This window comes from Acrocarpospora sp. B8E8 (assembly GCF_039871605.1).
Lineage (GTDB): Bacteria > Actinomycetota > Actinomycetes > Streptosporangiales > Streptosporangiaceae > Acrocarpospora > Acrocarpospora macrocephala.
In genome coordinates, this window is record NZ_JBDPLV010000018.1 from 115,264 (window position 1) to 132,007 (window position 16,744).

The window sequence follows — 16,744 nt, forward strand, 5'->3', positions numbered from 1 at the left end:
TACTGCCTCTCCAGGTCAGAGGGAATGGCGGGGGATGTAGGGGCAGTCCAGGATTGTCCGACCGGGCGCGGGGGCGGAGCCGTCGCCGCCGAGGAGCATGCGCACGCCGCGTGCGCCCAGCTCGTAGTGCGGCAGTGCGATGGTCGACAGCGGAGGTCGCAGGTGCCCCGCGATGACCTCCTGATTGTCGAACCCGACGATCGCGATGTCGCCGGGGATGCGCATCCCGCGCTCGTGCAGGGCATCGTACATGCCCATCGCGACCCGGTCGTTGTAGCAGAACACCGCGGTCGGTGGCGTTGGCAGACTGAGCAGGAGCAGACCGGCCTCGTATCCGCCCTCCTGCTCCGGGCGTACGGTGAGCACGAGATCGGGATCCTCGGCCACCCCCGCGGCCGCCAGCGCCGCCCGGTACCCCCGCAGCCGTCCGGTAGTCGCGGGGGCGGACTCGGTGCTGTTGACGAAGGCGATCCTGCGGTGACCGCGATCGAGCAGCACCTGGGTCGCGGTGCGACCGCCCTGCACCTCGTCGGGCACGACCGCCGGTAGCGAGTCGTCCGCGGCGTAGCAGTTGACCAGCACGCAGGGCACCTCGCGCAGCGCCGCCGGGGGCGTCACCTCCCGGTGGTACCACGTGGAGTAGATGATGCCCGTGACCTGGTGTTCGAGCATCATCGTGATCGCGTCCCGCTCGGCCTCGGTGTTGGCCTCGGTGTTGGCGACCAGCAGGATGTGCCGGTTCTGCCATGCCGCGTCCTGAGCTCCACGGATGATCTGACCGGCGAACGGTGTGGATGCGATGGCGTCGGCGACCAGTCCGATGAACGTGGAGGCCCCCTGCACCAGGTTCTTGGCCGCCCGGTTGGTGCGGTAGCCCAGTTCCTGGGCGGCGGACCACACCCGGGCGCGGGTGGCCTCAGAGACCTTCGCGCTGGTCTTGGCGTTGATCACGAACGACACCGTGGCCAGCGAGACCCCCGCCAGGTCGGCGACGTCCTGCATGGTGGTCCGCCGCGGCCGGTTGCTGGGGTGCCGGGGCATATCGCTGTCTTCCTCCCCTGCTCGTCCGGGCGCCGTGCCGACCGGCGTCCTCGTCTCCGCCAAGATCCACCGCGGGCCCGACGCCGCCCGTCACCGCGGCCGTCGCCCGGTTCCGTCGGGCATAGGCGGAAACGGCGCGGTCGGCCCGGTCTGGTACCAGTAGGCGACCGACGACACGTCGTCGGCGCGCTCGAACAGCGCGGTGCCATCGTGCCCGATCTGCTGCACCGTGGCGCGCAGATCATCTTGAAAATACACCGGATCCGGCAAGTGCCACCGGTACAGGCCATGGGTTGGCGTCATGCCCGTGGCGTACGGTGAGCGCCCGGAGGTGTCGGCGGTGGAGTAATGCGGATATCCGAAGAACGGGGCGCTGTAGGTCAGCACACGAACGTCGCCGTCGGTGGCCAGCCGATCCTGGAATGCCCAGGCGCCGCCGGCGTAGTCCTCGGTGCCCGTGCCGCAGATCGTCGGATGCTCGACGTCGCCGTCAAGGTAGAACTTGACCTCGCCCTCGCCCCACCAGTATCGCTCCAGCGCCGCGATCCCCAGGTACGTGCCCACATAGGCCCCGGGCCCCTGGACGCCGTCGAGGATGACGTGGTCGACCCCCGGCTGGGTGACCCGCGAGCGCCGCCACTGGGCGTGGAAGCGGCCGGTGTCCTCGTGCACCTCATCGCCCGTGGTGTAGTCGATCTGGTAGAACAACGCCTCGATGTCCCCCGGATGTTCGCTGGTCAGCGTGATCCGCGCGGAGGAGCGGAACGGCATGGGGAAGTAGCAGTTCATTCCCCCGGTGGGAGCGACCACGATGGGGAGGGAGGTCACCTGGCACCTGGTGGCGAAGCCGTTGCAGAAGAAGTCCCCGAGCGGCGTCTCGACCGACGGGGTGTCCTGTCCATCCCAGTACGCGCGCAGGACCAGGTCGCGCAGGACGAACGGACCGGCCTCCGTGCGGTCGGTGACGGTCAGCCAGATGTGCCGGATCACCCCGGGGCCGTCTATCCGCGCCAGGTCTGTAGTCTCGCCGGAACGCAGCGGGATGAAGGCCCGGCCCTTGCGCCCCGGGCCGAGGCGGGAGGCGGCGCGCCCGCCGGCTCCGGGCGCCCCCTCCGGGTTCTCCGCGCTGATCGACCGGCTCCGCAGTCGGCCGATGCGCGGCGGGCCGCAGAAGGCGGCACCAGGCACGTCGAACATCGTCAGTCCCTTTCTCGTGATCGCAACGCGGCTCACCCCTTGGTGGCGCCGCTTTCCAGGCCGTAGATGATCGCTTTGTTCAGCGCCAGGAAGACCAGCAGCAGCGGGGTGACCGTCACGCAGACGGCCGCGAAGGTCGCCGTCCAGTCGGTCGCCCCCATCGCACCGATGTAGTTCTGCAGTCCCAGAGGGATGGTCTTGAGGTTCTCGTCCAGGACGAAGGTATTGGCGAAGATGAAGTCGTTCCAGATGAAGATGCTGTTGATGAAGAACACGGTGACGATGGTGTTGACCGACAACGGCATGGTGACGCGCACGAATGCGCGGTACGGGCCGCATCCATCCAGCCCGGCCGCCTCATAGATCTCCCGCGGGATGTAGGAGAAGAAGCTGGTGAACATGTAGACCGAGATGGGCAGCGCGAACCCGACCAAAGGCAGCACGATCGCGGGATAGGTGTCCAGCAGCCCGGCGGTGGAGTAGCCGATGAACAGCGGGACCAGCGCGACCTGGACCGGGACGATGATGCCGATCAGGAAACTGGCGAGCACCAGGCGGCTGAACCGGAAGCCGAGCACCTGGATGGCGTAGGCGGCCATCATGCCCAGCAGCACGATCAGGACGTTGGCCGACACCGTCACGACGAGGCTGTTGACGATGTTGCGCCCCAGGTCGCCCTGGACGAACGCCCGGACGTAGTTGTCCACGGTGATCGCGCCGGGCAGGGCGAAGGGGTTGCCGGAGGCGAACTCCTGCGCCGGACGAAGGCTGGTCAGGAAGATCCACAGCAGCGGATAGACCTGGACGATGAGGATCAGCGTGACCAGAACCGCGGACAGGCGGCGGGTCAAGGCCGTCCGGCGACTCCGCCGGTGGGACGACCTGTGCAGCGGCGCAGCGTGGGCGGTCATACTGCGACTCCGGCACGGCGGCGCAGCGACAGCAGAATCAGCCCCACGGCTACGACGCACTCGATGACGATGAACACCGCGATCGCGCTGGCATAGCCGAAGTTGGTGCTGGTGAAAGCGGTCTTGTACATGTACGTGGTGAGCAGCTCCGTGGCCTGTCCAGGCCCTCCGTTGGTGAGCAGATGGGGAATGTCGAACCCGCGCAGGCTGTAGGTGGCCGCCATGATCGTCGTGGTGATCCACACGGGGCGGATGTAGGGAAAGCGGATGCGGCGGAAAATCTGCCACTCCGAGGCGCCGTCCATGCGCGCGGCCTCCTCGATCTCGCGTGGTATGGCGAGCATCGCGGCGTACAGAATGATCATGTAGAGGCCGGTGAACCGCCACGCCTCGGGAACCGATACCGCGGCCAGCGCGGTGCCGACGTCCGACAGCCAGGCGGTGGCCAGACCGTCGAGGCCGGCCGATACCAGCATTTGGTTGATCAGTCCTCGGGGTTCGACGGAGTAGATGCGCTGGAACAGGAAGGCGATGGCCACAGTGGACACCACGGCCGGCAACAGGTAAAGCGTCTTGACCAGCTCGCGCCCCCGGCGCAGGTAGGTGAGCAGGTTGGCCAGCAAGAGCGCCAACCCGAGCTGGAAAAGAAGGTTGATCGCCAGGTAGACCAGCGAGTTCACCATCGCGCGCCAGAAGATGTCATCACCGGCGAGCAGGTGCGCGTAGTTGCCGAGCCCGGCGAAGCGCATGGAGGTGATGCCGTCCCAGTCGAAGGCGCTGAGCACCAGGGACGCCACGATCGGCGCGACGACCGCCACCAGATACAGCATCAGCGGTGGCAGAAGGAACACCAGGACCGCGGTGCGGGTGCGCGTGTGCAACATTGTCCTCTCCTGTCTCCGGGCGGCCGGGGCCACCCGGAGGGTCGGATCAGCCGAAGAAGCGCGGGGCGTTCCGCCGGATCGCCTCGTCCACGGTCGCGATGAATTGGTCAGGGGTGATCCCGCCCTGGGCGAGCAGCGTCAGCTCCTGCTGCAGGCGCGTGTTGGAGGTGGGGTCGAGCTGGGTGTCCCAGGGCATCGCGGTGCGCGTGCCGAGCGCATCGATCTCCGCCGCGGCCTTGGTGAACAGCGGCGAGGCATCCGGAGGCGGGATGACAGGCACCTTCATCGGCGCGAAACGGTGCTTGGCGGCGTATCGGGCGGGATAGGCGTCGATCAGGTAGGTCAGGAAGTCCTTGACCAGCGGATCGAACGTCTTGGCGTTGACGGCCATGCCGATGCCGGAGACGACCACGTACTCGTTGTCGGAGGTGACGGCGCCTTGCGTGGTCGGCAACGTGAAGTAGTCGATGTTGTCGCGAACCTCGGGAGCGAGGGTGGAGTCGGTGAGGGCGCCCAGTTCCCAGGTGCCGATGTTGTAGATCGCCGCCTTGCCGGTAGTGAACAGGTCGCGGGCGTCGGTGTAGCCCTGCGCGGAGAAGCCGTCGGGGAAGCACTTGGCCGCACCCAGGTCGTGGATCCATTGGGCGGCCTTCTGGCCGGGTCCACCGGTCAGCGGCTGCTTGCCTCGCTTGACCTGCTTGATGTAGTCAGGTCCGGCGAGCCGGAACGGGTGATAGGCCAGGTAACGTTCCAGCGGCCACTGGTCCTGCCCGTCCACCGCGATGGGGATGATGCCCTTGGCCCGCAGTGGCGCGCAGAGCGCGACCATGTCTTCCAGACTCGCCGGCGGCTTCACCCCCGCCTTGTCGAACAGCGCCTTGTTGTACCAGAAGAACTCCATCTCGAACTCGAAAGGCAGCAGGTAGAGCCCACCGTCGTCGAAGCGCTGGTAGTCCAGCGCGAGTGGCCGGTAGAGGTTCGTCTTGCCGAGAGTGTTGAGCAGTTTGCCGATGTCGACCATCTGGTTCTGCTCACGCAGCTTCTGGGCGAATGGGGTGGCGTCGGTGTCGAAGAGCTCTGGCAGTTTCTTCGCCGCGGCAAGAGTCTCCAGCCGCTGGAGGTAGGACGGCCGGTCTGGCGTGGTGACGAGCTTGAGCTCGAAGCCTGGGTGCTTGGCGGCGTACTCCGCGGCGATCTCCTTGACGGTCGTGATGACCCCGCCGTCGGAGGGCCGGGCGAACAGCCACGTGATCGCGCGTGGGCGGATGTCGCCGGTTACGGCGCCGGGGTCGGTGGTGCCGGATTGCGTGCCGCCGCATGCGGCCAGCAATATGATCGCGGCGATCGCGGCGGTCATCGTACGAGCTGATCTCACGGGGCATTCCTTTCTGTGGGGGATGTGGTGACCTGGACGTCGGTAAAAGCGGCCGCGCCCTCGCCGACGAACAGGCCGATGCCGCCGGTGGTCCGGTCGTACATGCGGGCGCTCATCGCGACGCGGCCGTCGAGGTAGGCGATGCAGGCGGACCCGTCGACGATCACGTCAAGCCGGTGCGGGACCTCGGGGGCCAGGTCGCAGGGGCGTTCGAGCTCGACGGCATGGGGCACGTCCCCATCGATCTGCCACTGCAGCGGTCCCGGGTCACGGCGTGGCCAGCGATCGAAGACCAGGCGGTCCCGCTGCGGTTCCAGGCGGATGATGTAGCCGTCCTCGGCGTCGGCGCTCGCGCGCAGAATGAGCCCGCACTCCCGGGTGCCCGGCTCGAACGTGATGGTGGCACTGGCCAGGTAGCGGCTGGGCAGGCCCGGGGCGACCACGCTCGCGTAGGAACCGGCGGCCGACGTCCGCAGCCCACCCACCGGCTCCCAGGTCCCGGTCACGGGTGTGAAGTGGGTCTGGACCGGCGTGGCGAAGGTGGACCGGATCGTCTCGGGCATTCGCACATCCAGCGTCCCGTCCGGTCGCTGCACGAGCTCATGCACGGCAAGGTCGCCGCCCCACTCCCACGCGCCCGCGTCGGATTCGCCGGCACGGGTGGGGATCCACCCGAAGGCGTACCTGCGCGTGCCGTCGCTCGCGGTCTTGGCCGCATACAGTGCCCGGCCGTCGAGGGTGTCGTATTCGGGGACCAGCCAGGGCCCGCCAGGGTCGCGGCTCATGCGATAACGCGTGGTGTAACGCTCGGAGAATTCCGAGTACACGAGGTACCACCACTCGCCGATCTGGAGCAGATCCGGGCACTCATGGGTGATGTAGCGCGACGGAGCCCACAACGGCTCGGTGAACGTCCAGCTGGCAAGATCGTCGGAGACGCAGCGAGCGGTCACTCCGCGCCGGCGGCTCGGGCCCTCCACCGTGCGTGCGGCCAGGAGCATCGAGTAGCGGCCGTCCTCATCCTGGTAGACGAATGGATCTCGCCAGTCCTCCCGCTCGTAGTGGCCCCGGGGGGCGTGGAAGGTGTGCTCGGGAACCTTCTTCCAATTCAGCAGGTCGTCGCTGACGGCGTGCATGACCGCCTGGAGGGGGCGCCCGGTTTCCTCGTCCACGACAGCGGGGTTGTAGCCGGTGTAGAACAGGTGGAAGGCGCCTTCGGCAGCGAGCACGCTGCCGGTATAGGCGTGCAGGTCCTGGCTCTCCGCGTCGCCGTGGGGGAGCACCTCGCCGAGGTAGTCGTAGCCGACGAAGTCGGTGGTTCGCACCAGGTGCCACGAGGTGCCCGGTTGCTCCTGGTCGCGCCGATCGTGCAGGTAGAACAGCCAGAACGCCCCCTCGTGGAAATACGGGATCACGTCGCCCACCCAGCCCCGCGGGGGGCGAAAGAAGATGTTCTGACCTGCCACGAAGCGTCCTCGCTCTCGCCGTTTAAGCGTTTAACCTATTGGGCGGAGACGCTACACCCAGATGTCGCGGGGCTGAAGACCCGCCGAGCGGGTTACGAAATCTTTACCGAACGGGGCAGCCCTCGCGGCACCCGGTGCGTTCGTGTGGGACCGCCCGCGACTTCAGGACGACCAGGCTTATCACGGCGATTCGAAGGCGTCGACATTCCGGCTGAGAGACGCACCTACATCCTGTGAAGCCCCAACTATTACGCAGCGTAATCAGATTGGTGAAGATCAACGATCTCTGTGGATACGGCATCGATACGGCCGAGCACACATGGAGCACACCGAAGATCCAAAACGCCCGCAAGAACACGATTCGGCTAGGAAAATTCGATCATGAAGCAAAGAAGCCCCAGCTCACAGCACGCGAGCTGGGGTTCTTCTGGGTGCGCCGCCAGGGACTCGAACCCCGGACCCGCTGATTAAGAGTCAGCTGCTCTAACCAACTGAGCTAGCGGCGCTAGAGCTCTTCAAGATTACCGCACTGCGTGGGGCGGTCGAAACGGGTTAAAGTAGAACAACATTCGGTCCGGGTGAGGGAGCTGGGATGTCGTGGTTCGCGGGGGTTCCGGAGGTTGGGGAGCGGCTGCGGGGGGTGGACTACCTGGCGGATGACGGGATCGCGACGTCGGTGTTCCTGGCGGGGGCGCTGGGGAAGCCGCTGCTGGTGGAGGGGCCGGCGGGGGTGGGGAAGACGCAGCTGGCCAAGGCGGTGGCGGGGGCTTCGGGGGCGGAGCTGGTGCGGCTTCAGTGTTATGAGGGGCTGGATGAGGCGCGGGCGCTTTATGAGTGGAATTACAAGAAGCAGTTGTTGCGGATTCAGGCGGACGATGACGCTTGGGGGGACATTTTCTCGGAGGAGTTTCTGCTGGAGCGGCCGCTGTTGAAGGCGATTCGGAGTGACGCGCTGACGGTGTTGCTCATCGATGAGATCGACAAGGCGGATGTCGAGGTCGAAGGGCTGCTGCTGGAGATTCTTTCGGATTATCAGGTGACCATTCCGGAGCTTGGGACGATCGCGGCGGTGCGGAAGCCGTATGTGGTGCTCACGTCGAATGCGACGCGAGAATTGAGTGAGGCGTTGAAGCGGCGGTGCCTGTATCTGCATCTGGGGTATCCGACGCCGGAGCGGGAGCGGGACATCGTGCTGACCCGGGTGCCGGGGCTTTCTGGGAATCTCGCGGAACAGCTCGCCAGAACTGTGGCGACTCTTCGGAGTTTGGAGCTCAAGAAATCGCCGAGCATCGCGGAGACGATTGACTGGGGGCAGACGTTACTGGCGTTGGGGCGGGAAGAGCTGGATGAGGACACGATCGGGGAGACGCTCGGTGTCGTGTTGAAGCATCACTCGGATCATGGGCGGGCGGTCAAGGAGCTGGGGTTGTCGTGATGCTCGATCGCCATGTGGGGTTCGTCGGGGCGTTGCGGGAGGCGGGGGTTCCGGTTTCGCTGGCTGAAGGGCTGGATGCGGCGAATGCCCTCATGGTCATCGATCTGATGGATCGGGAGAGCCTGCGGGAGGCGTACGCGGCGACGTTGATTAAGCGGCCGGTGCATCGGCCGGGGTTTGATGTGTTGTTTGATCTGTGGTTTCCGCCGGTTATGTCTGGTGGAAGTGCTCCGGAGCGTGCGGAATACGAGGATAATACGCCGGTTGAGGAGTTGCGGGGGATTCTGCAGAGGTTGTTGATGGGGAATCCGGACGATCCGGCGTTTCGGGAGTTCGTACGGGAGATGGTTGGCCGGTTTGGGCGGGTTGCGGCTGGGCCGGGGCGGCAGTCGTGGTTCTCGTATTCGGTGTTGCGGGCGCTTTCGCCGGATACGTTGGTTGCCCGGATGCTGAATCAGATGCTGAGTGAGCGTGGCGGGCTCCCGGAGAAGCTGGCACGTCAGGAAATATCGTCAAATATTCGGAAATTTGAGGAAGCGGTGGCTTCCGAGGTGCGGCGGCGGATCGCGGAGGACTCGGGGATCGAACGGATCGCTCGATCTGCCGTTAAACCGGCTATCGATCGGCTTGACTTTCTTCGGGTCACGAAAGCGGAACTCGCTCAGCTGCGTCGCGAGGTGTACCCGCTCGCCCGGCGGCTGGCCAGCAGGCTGACCATCAAGAACAAACAAGGCCATCGAGGGCGTCTGGACTTCCGCCGTACCGTACGGGCCTCGCTGTCGACCGGTGGCGTCCCCCTGACGACACATCTACGCCCAAAGCGCCCGCACAAGCCGGAACTCGTCATCCTCTGCGACGCGAGCGACTCGGTGTCCAGCTTCTCCCAGTTCACCCTGTTGCTGACCTTCGCCCTCCGCGAGCAGTTCACGAAGGTACGGGCGTTCGCCTTCGTGGACACCGTCGACGAGATCACCAAATATTTCGCCCCCGGCGCGGACGTCCTCAATGCGATCACCCGTATGACCAAGGAAGCCGACATATCCCGCTTCGGCCGCACCAACTACGGCAACGTCTTCACCCGCTTCGCCGACCGGTACGGCGACGCGATCGGCCCCAAAACCTCCCTCCTCATCCTTGGCGACGCCCGCTCCAACTACCAACCCCCCGCCCTGGACACCCTCAAGCACCTGGTCTCCCAGGCCAGACACGCCTACTGGCTCAACCCCGAACCCCGCCCCCAATGGGACACCGGCGACTCGATCGCCACCAGCTACAGCACCATCATCCCCATGCACGAATGCCGAAATATCACCCAACTGGCGGCCTTCATCGAAGACACGGATGTAGGCGCCCACTGAACAACGTTTGAGCTGATGAAGTCGGTGCCCGCCTGCGTCAGGTCACCCGGGTTTAGGTGGGGTCGCACATCCGGTCGAAGCCCTTGCCCTCGTCGTTCTCGATGAACTCGCTGGAGCCGTCCGACTCACCCGGAGGCTTGATCCGGACGTAGGCGTCGATACCGGAGGCCGGGGCCGCGGTCGGACGCTCGCCGAGACCGGCACCGGACTGGTCGCACCAGTTGCCGAGGTGGATACACCGGTCGACGCGGCTGGCGTGCCGTGTCAGGCGATGTGCGCGGCGGGCTCCGCCAGCTTCCGCAGGGCGGTGCCGGCGCGGTCGCGGTACTCCGCGACCCGGGCGAGCTTTATGTCCTCATAACCCCGGATCATGTCCGGCAGCGCCGCGATCTCGGCGACCGCGTCGGCGGTGGCGGGGGTGAGCCGGGCCAGGGCCGCGCTCGTCAGGTCGCGGTACTCGGTGATGAGCGCGCGCTCGACGCGGCGCACCCCGGCGAGACCGAACACGTCCAGGGCCGTGCCCCGCAGGACGCGGGCGGCACGCAGCCCGCGGAACAGCACTCCCGCCGAACGGCGTAGCCTGATCTTGCGCTTCATGCCCATCGCCCGCAGGATCGGCGGGTGCAACATCACCGAGACGACGGCGCCCTCGCCGAACTCCCGATCCCGCCTGGCCTTCTCGGCGGGGTCCAGGTGCAGGCGGGCGACCTCGTACTCGTCCTTGTAGGCCATGAGCTTGTGCAGTCCCCTGGCGTAGGCGAGCCCGATCCGCTCCCCCGCCTCGCGCCCGGCGCGCTCGGTGGCCAGCGCGGTCACCCGCCGCACGTCCTCGGCGTAGCGGCGGGCGTAGGCCGCGTTCTGGTAGCCGGTGAGATCCGCGATCCGGATGGCCAGCGCCCGCTCAAGGTCGCCGGTCGCGCCGCCGCCGTCCGGCCGTTCGAGGTGGCCGGTCACGCCGGCGTCCAGACGGTCGAGGGCGACGCCGTCCGGGACGGCGGGCGGGGGAAAGGCGGCGGCGAGGACGGCGGCGCGGTCGGCCACGGCGGCGCGGCCCCAGCGGAAGGCCGCGAGGGTCTTCTCGACCGCCGCCCCGTTGAGGCGGATGGCCCGCTCGATCGACTCGGCGGAGACCGGCACGCACCCGTGCTGGAACGCCGCGCCGACGAGCAGCATGTTCGCTGGCATGTGATCGTCGAACAGCGCCTCGGCGAGTCCGTGGGCGTCGAGGTAGAGGTTGTCGGCCCGGCGGGTCACCGACTCGACGCGGGTGATCGCGTCGTCGGGCGAGCCGGGTACGGCGACGCGTCCCGTCACCATGGCGGCCGTGGGCACGATGGCGGTGTTGATCACGGCGATCGTGCGCTCGGACGCCGCCACGGCCAGGTTACCGTCGGCGGCGGCGCCGAGCAGGTCGAAGCCGAGCACGACGTCGGCACCGCCCGCCGACGCCCGCACCGAGCCGGTGATCGGCTCCGCCGAGATCCGGACGTCGCTGACGACGGGGCCGCCCTTCTGCGCCAGCCCGGTCTGCTCCAGCCCCGCCGCGTGCAGGCCGTCCAGATGGGCCGCCATCTGGACGATCTGGGAGACCGTGACGACGCCGGTGCCGCCGATGCCGGGCATCCGGATCAGCACGGCGCCGTCGAAGCGGCGGACCGGCTCGGGAGGCTCGACCGGCAGCGGCGAAACGGCCCGCCTATGCCGCTTACCCGGCTCGACAAGCAGGAAGCTTGGACAGTCACCCTTGAGGCAGCTCAGGTCGGAGTTGCAGGACGGCTGGTGGATGCGGGTCTTGCGGCCGAACTCGGTCTCCACCGGCTGGACCGACAGGCAGGTCGAGACCTCCCCGCAGTCGCCGCAGCCCTCGCACACCCGCTCGTTGATCACGACCTTCTCGACCGGGATCGCCAGCTTGCCGCGCTTGCGCAACCGCCGCTCCTCGGCGGCGCACCGGTCGTCATGGATGAGCACGGTGACCCCGTCGAGGGCCGCCAGGTCCCGCTCGGCCGCTTGCAGCTCGTCGCGATGCCGCACGCCGGCGATCGGCGCCAGCCGTACCCCGTGGTACGCCTCGGGCTCCGGCGTGGTGATCACTATGCGACGCACGCCCTCGACGGCGAGGGCTCGCGTGAGATCGGGCACGTCGAGACGGCCTTCGGCGCGCTGGCCGCCGGTCATGGCCACGGCGTCGTTGTAGAGCAGCTTGTAGGTCATGGTCACACCGGCGGCGACGGCGGCGCGGATGGCGAGCGATCCGGAGTGGTGGAACGTGCCGTCGCCGAGGTTCTGCACGAAGTGCCGGTCGTCGGTGAACGGCGACAACCCGATCCACTGGGCGCCCTCGCCGCCCATCTGGGTGATGCCGACCTGGGCGCCACGGCCGTGGCCGTCCAGGGCGATCATCGCGTGGCAGCCGATGCCGACCCCGACCAGCGTGTCGTCCGAGGCGCGGGTGGAGGCGTTGTGCGGGCACCCCGAGCAGAAGAACGGCGTGCGCGCGGCGACCATCGGCAGCGCGCGGCGCCGGGGCCGGGCGGGGGTCGGGCCGCTCAGGCGGACCTGGACCACGGGCAGCCTGTCGCTTCCCGCCCAGGTGACGATCGCCTCGGTGACGTCCTCGGCGCCGAGGGTGCCGCGCGCGGTCAGCAGCTCGCGCCCCACCACCGCCGGGCGGTGCTCTGCGCCGTAGAGCGCCTGCTTCAGGTGCCCCTCCAGGAACGGCACCTTGTCCTCCACCACCAGCACCTTGTCCAGGCCCTCGGTCATCGCGGCCAGCTCGCCGTACGCCAGCGGGAACGGCATCGCGAGGCGGATCAGCCGCAACCCGAGGTCGTCCATCGCCGCGTCGTGCAGGCCGAGGTCCGCCAGCGCCCGCCGCACCACCGCGTAGGCGGTGCCGGAGGCGAGGATGCCCAGGGTGGCGCGGCGCGAGTCGATCATGACCCGGTTGAGGCCGTGCGCGTGGGCGTAGGCGCGGGCGAGGTCGAGCCTGCGGGTCAGCATGTCGTGCTCGGCGTCGAGGGAGGCGGGGCCGACCAGGATGGGTGAGGCACCGCGTGCGGCGTGCCGGGGCGCGGGGATCCCGGTGCGCAGCGGGCCGAGATCGACGGTGGCCGAGGAGTCGGCGATGTCGGCGATGATCTTCAGGCCGGTCCACAGGCCGGTCTCGCGGGACAGGGCGACCGCGTGCAGCCCGAACTCGATGATCTCCGCGACCGATCCCGGCGCCAGCAGCGGCATGGACAGGCTCTGGCACATCGGCTCGCACGAGCTGGGCACCGTCGAGGACTTGCTGCCCGGGTCGTCGCCGATCCAGGCGACGGCGCCGCCGAGCGCGGCCGTCCCGGCCACCGTACCGTGCCGGATGGCGTCGGCCGCGCGGTCGAAGCCGGGATTCTTGCCGTACCAGAAGCCGGTCACACCGTCGTGGCGGCGCCCCGGCAGCTGGCCGACGAGCTGGGTTCCGGCCACCGCCGTGGCCGCCAGCTCCTCGTTGAGCCCCGGGCGGAAGACGACGCCGGCCTCGTCGAGGAACCTCGCCGCCCGCCCCATCTCCATGTCCACTCCGCCCAGCGGGGATCCCTGGTAGCCGGAGACGAACACCCGCGTGTCGAGGCCGCGCGACTCGTCGAGACGGCGCTGCTCCAGGGTCAGCCGGACCAGGGCCTGGATCCCGGAGATCAGCACCCGTCCATCGGTGGCCGTGTACTTGTCGTCGAGCGTGACCGGAGCGGGGCTGTTGTCCACGCGATCCTCCTCAGCCTTCGTTCAGGAGAGCTCAAGCACAGCAACATCGCGGGACTGTGCACAAGTATCGGCCGAAAAGTAGCCGAAGAGACGCAAGGAGTTTGCGCCAGGAGCCGAGATGGCTAGTGTTTATTGCAGCGATCAGGGGAGGGGACCGTGCCGGAACTCGACGACATCGACCACCACGTGCTGCGCCTGCTGCGCGAGGACGGGCGCCGCACCTTCTCCGAGATGGCGGTCACCATCGGCCTGTCCGTGGCCGCCGTCAAGCGGCGTGTAGACCGGCTCCGCGACATCGGCGTGATCACCGGCTTCACCGCCCAGGTCGATCACGCCCGGCTCGGCTGGGGCATCGAGGCGTTCGTCGAGCTCCGCTACGCGGGCACCACACCGGTGGCCGAGATCGTCCGCACGGCCACCGACATCGCCGAGGTCCAGGCGGTGTTCACCATCGCCGGCGACCCCGACGCGCTGATGCAGATCCGCGTCCGCGACATCGGCCACCTCCAGCAGGTCATCGACAGCCTCCGCCGCACCGGCAACGTCACCGGCACCAAGACCCTGATGGTCCTCGGCTCCTGGACCCGCGAGACCCTCACCTCACGCCCGCGCTGATCTGCACATGACGGAAGGGAGAACCGTGGACGCCATCGACTTCGCGGACAGTGTGATGCCCCGGGACGCCGAGGGGGCGACGCTCGCCGCCAGAGTCTTCGATCCCGAGGTGGCAGGGTCGTGCGTGGCGGCCCTCTTCTGCCCCATGAATCACCACGCTCACCAGGCGTCCCGTGGTCATCTGGACGGGGTCTCACCGGCCAGGCGGCGCAGGAGGCCGAGCGCGCGGTAGGGCAGCAGGTCCCGCATCAACAGTGAGGTCCTCGTTCTGCGGATGCCGGGGCAGGAGAGGATCTCCTGGGTGACCCGGTAGAGATCGTCCGGGTCGCGGGCGACGACCCGGCACAGCAGATCGCCCTCACCCGAGATGGCGGCGGCCGCCACCACCTCGGGGATCTCCGCCAGCGCGGCCACGGCCGCGCCCAGACGCGGCTGCTCCACCTCCGCGGTGACGGCCGCCTCCATCAGGTACCCGAGGGTGCGGGGATCCACGCGATCACTGTGCGGGCGCAGCAGAGCGCGCTCCTCCATGCGAGACAGGCGGGTCTGGACGGTCTTCCGGGCCAGCCCGAGGCGTTCGGCGAGGACGACGACGGGAAGGCGGGGCTCCGAGTCGAGTGCGAGAAGGATGCGGGCGTCGACCGGGTCGAGAAACGTCAGGTTGGAACCTTCTGGGTGCCGCATAGCCTTCAGGGTAATCAGATTGCGTCCTCCAGGAGATTTTGGTTGCCCAGACCATGTCAGGTCTGGATTGATGGGGGGCGGGACGCTTCGCCGATCCGCCGAGAGGAAGTCCATCGTGCTGGAACGACTGCCCGCGTTCGCCCTGCTGGACCGCGCGCACGCCCATGGCGCGGGGTCCGTGCCGATGGCCGGGGTGCCGGTGCTGCCCATGCCGGACCATGTGGTCGAAGCGGCGCGGAGGGCCGCCGGGCAGGTGTTCCCCAGGCGTACCAGGGGCTCGGCCGAGTTGCGGATGGCCATCGCCGGGCGTCTGGCGGCCGAGCACCGGCTGAGCGCCGACCCGGAGACCGAACTGCTGATCACCCATGGCGCCCAGCACGGCATGAGCGTGGTCCTGCGGGCCCTGCTCTCCCCCGGGGACGAGGTGGTGATTCCGGCGCCGACATACTTCTTCGACGGCATGGTCCGCATGGCCGGAGCCAGACCGGTGTATGTGGGGTCGCGCGAGAGCGCCGACTGGGACCATGATCCTGACGAGGTGGAGGCGGCGGTCACCCCGGCCACCCGGGCGCTGCTCATCTGCAACCCCAACAACCCGACGGGGTACGTGCCGGCCCGTGCCCGCCTCGAGCAGCTTCTCGACGTCGCCGCGAGGCATGGCCTGCTGGCCCTGTCCGACGAGTCGTATGCGCGTTATGTGCACGACGGCCCCGGCTACGTGCCGCAGATGCTGCTGCGCGAGCGTCACCCGGACATGGTGACCGTCACCAGCCTGAGCAAGAACTATGCCTTCACGAGCTGGCGGGTGGGCTACGCGCACGCGCCGGCCCACCTGCTGGAGCGGGTGCACCGCGCGCTGGAGTGGGACGCGATCAACGTCGGCGACGTGCCGCAGGCGGCGGCACACGCCGTGATCACCGGTCCGCAGGACTGGATCGAGCCCGCCTTCGCGACCATGCGGGAGCGGCGCGACCTCCTGCTGTCCGGCGTGCATGCCGCGGGGTTGCGAGCGGTGCGCCCCGACGCCGGGATCTTCGCGCTGGCCGACTTCTCCCCGCTCGGCGTGGCCGGGCGCGACCTGGAGGATCTGCTGCTGGAGCGGGGACTCACCGCGATAGCCGGAGACGCCTTCCACGGCCCGGCGACGCACGCCCGCCTGCTCTACGGCGGCACCCACGAAAGCCTGACAGAGGTGGCCAACCGCCTGGCGGCGCTCACCTCCGTGGCGGGCCTCCCCGCTAGGGCACCGGGATCGACGCGGAGGTGACCGCCGGGCTTGAGGTGAGGGCATTGAGGATCTCGCTGCGCGCCGACTCGGTTCTGCGGCGCATCGCCCGCCTTGCCGCGTCGGGTTCACCCGCCTGGATCGCGTCGACCACGGCCTTGCGCTCCTCGATGCGCTGCGGCGGCATCGAAGGGTCGAGGCGCAGCATCAGCCGCACGACACGCTCGATCTCATCGAGCACGCCGACGATGGCGGCGGCCAGGCGGTCGTTGCCGCTTCCCTCGGCGATGATCGCCTCGAACTCGTAGTTGGCCCGCAGCCGCTCTTCCAGGTGCGGGCCGCCGAGCTGACCGTGGTCGTCGTCGACGCACAGCTCGGCCAGCCTGTGCCGCAGCGGGGCGGGTAGCCCTCGCCGGGCGGTGAGGGCGGCAGCCTCCGACTGGAGCAGCGAGCGCATGTCACACAGATCGGCGACGTCTTTGAGCGTTACGGGTGAGACAACGTAGCCGGCGCGCGGCATGGGGCGCACCAGGCCGTCGCGGTGCAGGCGGGCCAGGGCCTCGCGCACGGGGGTCTTGCTGAGCCCCCACGCCTTGGCGACCTCCTGCTCACTGAAGGCGCTGCCGGGTGGCCGCTCCAGCTCGATAATCTCTCGCTTGAGGCGCAGGTAGGCGTTCTCGGTGAGATTCGCCCCTTCAACGGGCCGACGAAGAAGATCGGGTTCGTGTCGCATGGGCCCCCGCGGGGTCAGGGTTCGGGGCGGCCGTAGCCGCTGCTCACCGTTGGAGATACCAATCTACCCGCGA

14 protein-coding genes, 1 tRNA gene and 1 pseudogene are annotated in these 16,744 nt (G+C 68.4%); 5 read left to right on the forward strand and 11 right to left on the reverse strand.

What is annotated here, in order from left to right; genetic code table 11:
- Positions 1-15: 15 nt before the first annotated feature.
- The 6 genes from ABGB08_RS19680 to ABGB08_RS19705 all read right to left on the reverse strand — a co-directional run bounded on the left by ABGB08_RS19680 (position 16) and on the right by ABGB08_RS19705 (position 6,874).
- Entirely contained in the window at positions 16-1,041 is a 1,026-nt protein-coding gene (locus ABGB08_RS19680; protein ID WP_347592263.1) for a LacI family DNA-binding transcriptional regulator, read from the reverse strand.
- A gap of 90 nt (positions 1,042-1,131) precedes the next feature.
- Positions 1,132-2,238, reverse strand: a complete 1,107-nt coding sequence (locus ABGB08_RS19685; RefSeq protein ID WP_347592265.1) for a glycoside hydrolase family 172 protein — start codon at positions 2,236-2,238, stop codon at positions 1,132-1,134.
- A gap of 32 nt (positions 2,239-2,270) precedes the next feature.
- Positions 2,271-3,149: a carbohydrate ABC transporter permease gene (locus ABGB08_RS19690; protein ID WP_347592267.1), complete on the reverse strand. Its 879-nt coding sequence runs from the start codon at positions 3,147-3,149 to the stop codon at positions 2,271-2,273.
- Positions 3,146-4,033, reverse strand: coding sequence for a sugar ABC transporter permease (locus ABGB08_RS19695; RefSeq protein WP_347592269.1), 888 nt, complete (start codon positions 4,031-4,033; stop codon positions 3,146-3,148). Before ABGB08_RS19695 ends, ABGB08_RS19690 begins: the two co-directional genes overlap by 4 nt.
- A 46-nt stretch (positions 4,034-4,079) precedes the next feature.
- A complete protein-coding gene (locus tag ABGB08_RS19700; RefSeq protein WP_347592271.1) occupies positions 4,080-5,408 on the reverse strand; it encodes an extracellular solute-binding protein in 1,329 nt (442 codons plus the stop codon).
- A complete protein-coding gene (locus ABGB08_RS19705) occupies positions 5,405-6,874 on the reverse strand; it encodes a glycoside hydrolase family 32 protein (RefSeq protein ID WP_347592273.1) in 1,470 nt (489 codons plus the stop codon). The genes ABGB08_RS19700 and ABGB08_RS19705 overlap by 4 nt, the downstream gene beginning before the upstream one ends.
- 269 nt (positions 6,875-7,143) lie before the next feature.
- Here ABGB08_RS19705 and ABGB08_RS19710 point away from each other — a divergent pair, with 269 nt between their 5' ends.
- Positions 7,144-7,341 carry a hypothetical protein gene (locus ABGB08_RS19710; RefSeq protein WP_347592275.1) on the forward strand — a complete coding sequence of 66 codons (198 nt, stop codon included), beginning with the start codon at positions 7,144-7,146 and terminating at the stop codon, positions 7,339-7,341.
- On the opposite strand, the gene ABGB08_RS19715 is transcribed toward ABGB08_RS19710, so the two are convergent.
- A tRNA-Lys gene (locus tag ABGB08_RS19715) sits at positions 7,307-7,380 on the reverse strand. The genes ABGB08_RS19710 and ABGB08_RS19715 overlap by 35 nt on opposite strands.
- A gap of 86 nt (positions 7,381-7,466) precedes the next feature.
- Here ABGB08_RS19715 and ABGB08_RS19720 point away from each other — a divergent pair.
- Positions 7,467-8,309: a MoxR family ATPase gene (locus tag ABGB08_RS19720; RefSeq protein ID WP_347592277.1), complete on the forward strand. Its 843-nt coding sequence runs from the start codon at positions 7,467-7,469 to the stop codon at positions 8,307-8,309.
- Positions 8,309-9,667, forward strand: coding sequence for a VWA domain-containing protein (locus tag ABGB08_RS19725; RefSeq protein WP_347592339.1), 1,359 nt, complete (start codon positions 8,309-8,311; stop codon positions 9,665-9,667). Before ABGB08_RS19720 ends, ABGB08_RS19725 begins: the two co-directional genes overlap by 1 nt.
- Positions 9,668-9,722: 55 nt before the next feature.
- Here ABGB08_RS19725 and ABGB08_RS19730 read toward each other — a convergent pair.
- Positions 9,723-9,920, reverse strand: a pseudogene (locus tag ABGB08_RS19730) (glycoside hydrolase family 6 protein); the annotation flags it as partial.
- 11 nt (positions 9,921-9,931) lie between these two features.
- A complete protein-coding gene (locus ABGB08_RS19735; RefSeq protein ID WP_347592279.1) occupies positions 9,932-13,414 on the reverse strand; it encodes an indolepyruvate ferredoxin oxidoreductase family protein in 3,483 nt (1,160 codons plus the stop codon).
- A gap of 156 nt (positions 13,415-13,570) precedes the next feature.
- Here ABGB08_RS19735 and ABGB08_RS19740 point away from each other — a divergent pair, with 156 nt between their 5' ends.
- The gene (locus tag ABGB08_RS19740; RefSeq protein WP_347592280.1) at positions 13,571-14,029 is read left to right on the forward strand and encodes an Lrp/AsnC family transcriptional regulator; all 459 of its coding nucleotides are present in this window, start codon (positions 13,571-13,573) and stop codon (positions 14,027-14,029) included.
- A gap of 177 nt (positions 14,030-14,206) precedes the next feature.
- Here the strand turns inward: ABGB08_RS19740 and ABGB08_RS19745 are convergent, their stop codons facing one another.
- The gene (locus ABGB08_RS19745) at positions 14,207-14,713 is read right to left on the reverse strand and encodes an Lrp/AsnC family transcriptional regulator (RefSeq protein ID WP_347592282.1); all 507 of its coding nucleotides are present in this window, start codon (positions 14,711-14,713) and stop codon (positions 14,207-14,209) included.
- A gap of 115 nt (positions 14,714-14,828) precedes the next feature.
- Between ABGB08_RS19745 and ABGB08_RS19750 the strand changes: the two genes are divergently transcribed.
- Complete coding sequence (locus tag ABGB08_RS19750) at positions 14,829-15,980, forward strand: pyridoxal phosphate-dependent aminotransferase (RefSeq protein ID WP_347592284.1); 1,152 nt, start codon at positions 14,829-14,831, stop codon at positions 15,978-15,980.
- Here ABGB08_RS19750 and ABGB08_RS19755 read toward each other — a convergent pair.
- Positions 15,952-16,671: a GntR family transcriptional regulator gene (locus tag ABGB08_RS19755; RefSeq protein WP_347592286.1), complete on the reverse strand. Its 720-nt coding sequence runs from the start codon at positions 16,669-16,671 to the stop codon at positions 15,952-15,954. The two genes, ABGB08_RS19750 and ABGB08_RS19755, sit on opposite strands and share 29 nt — an antisense overlap.
- Between the last annotated feature and the right edge of the window lie 73 nt (positions 16,672-16,744).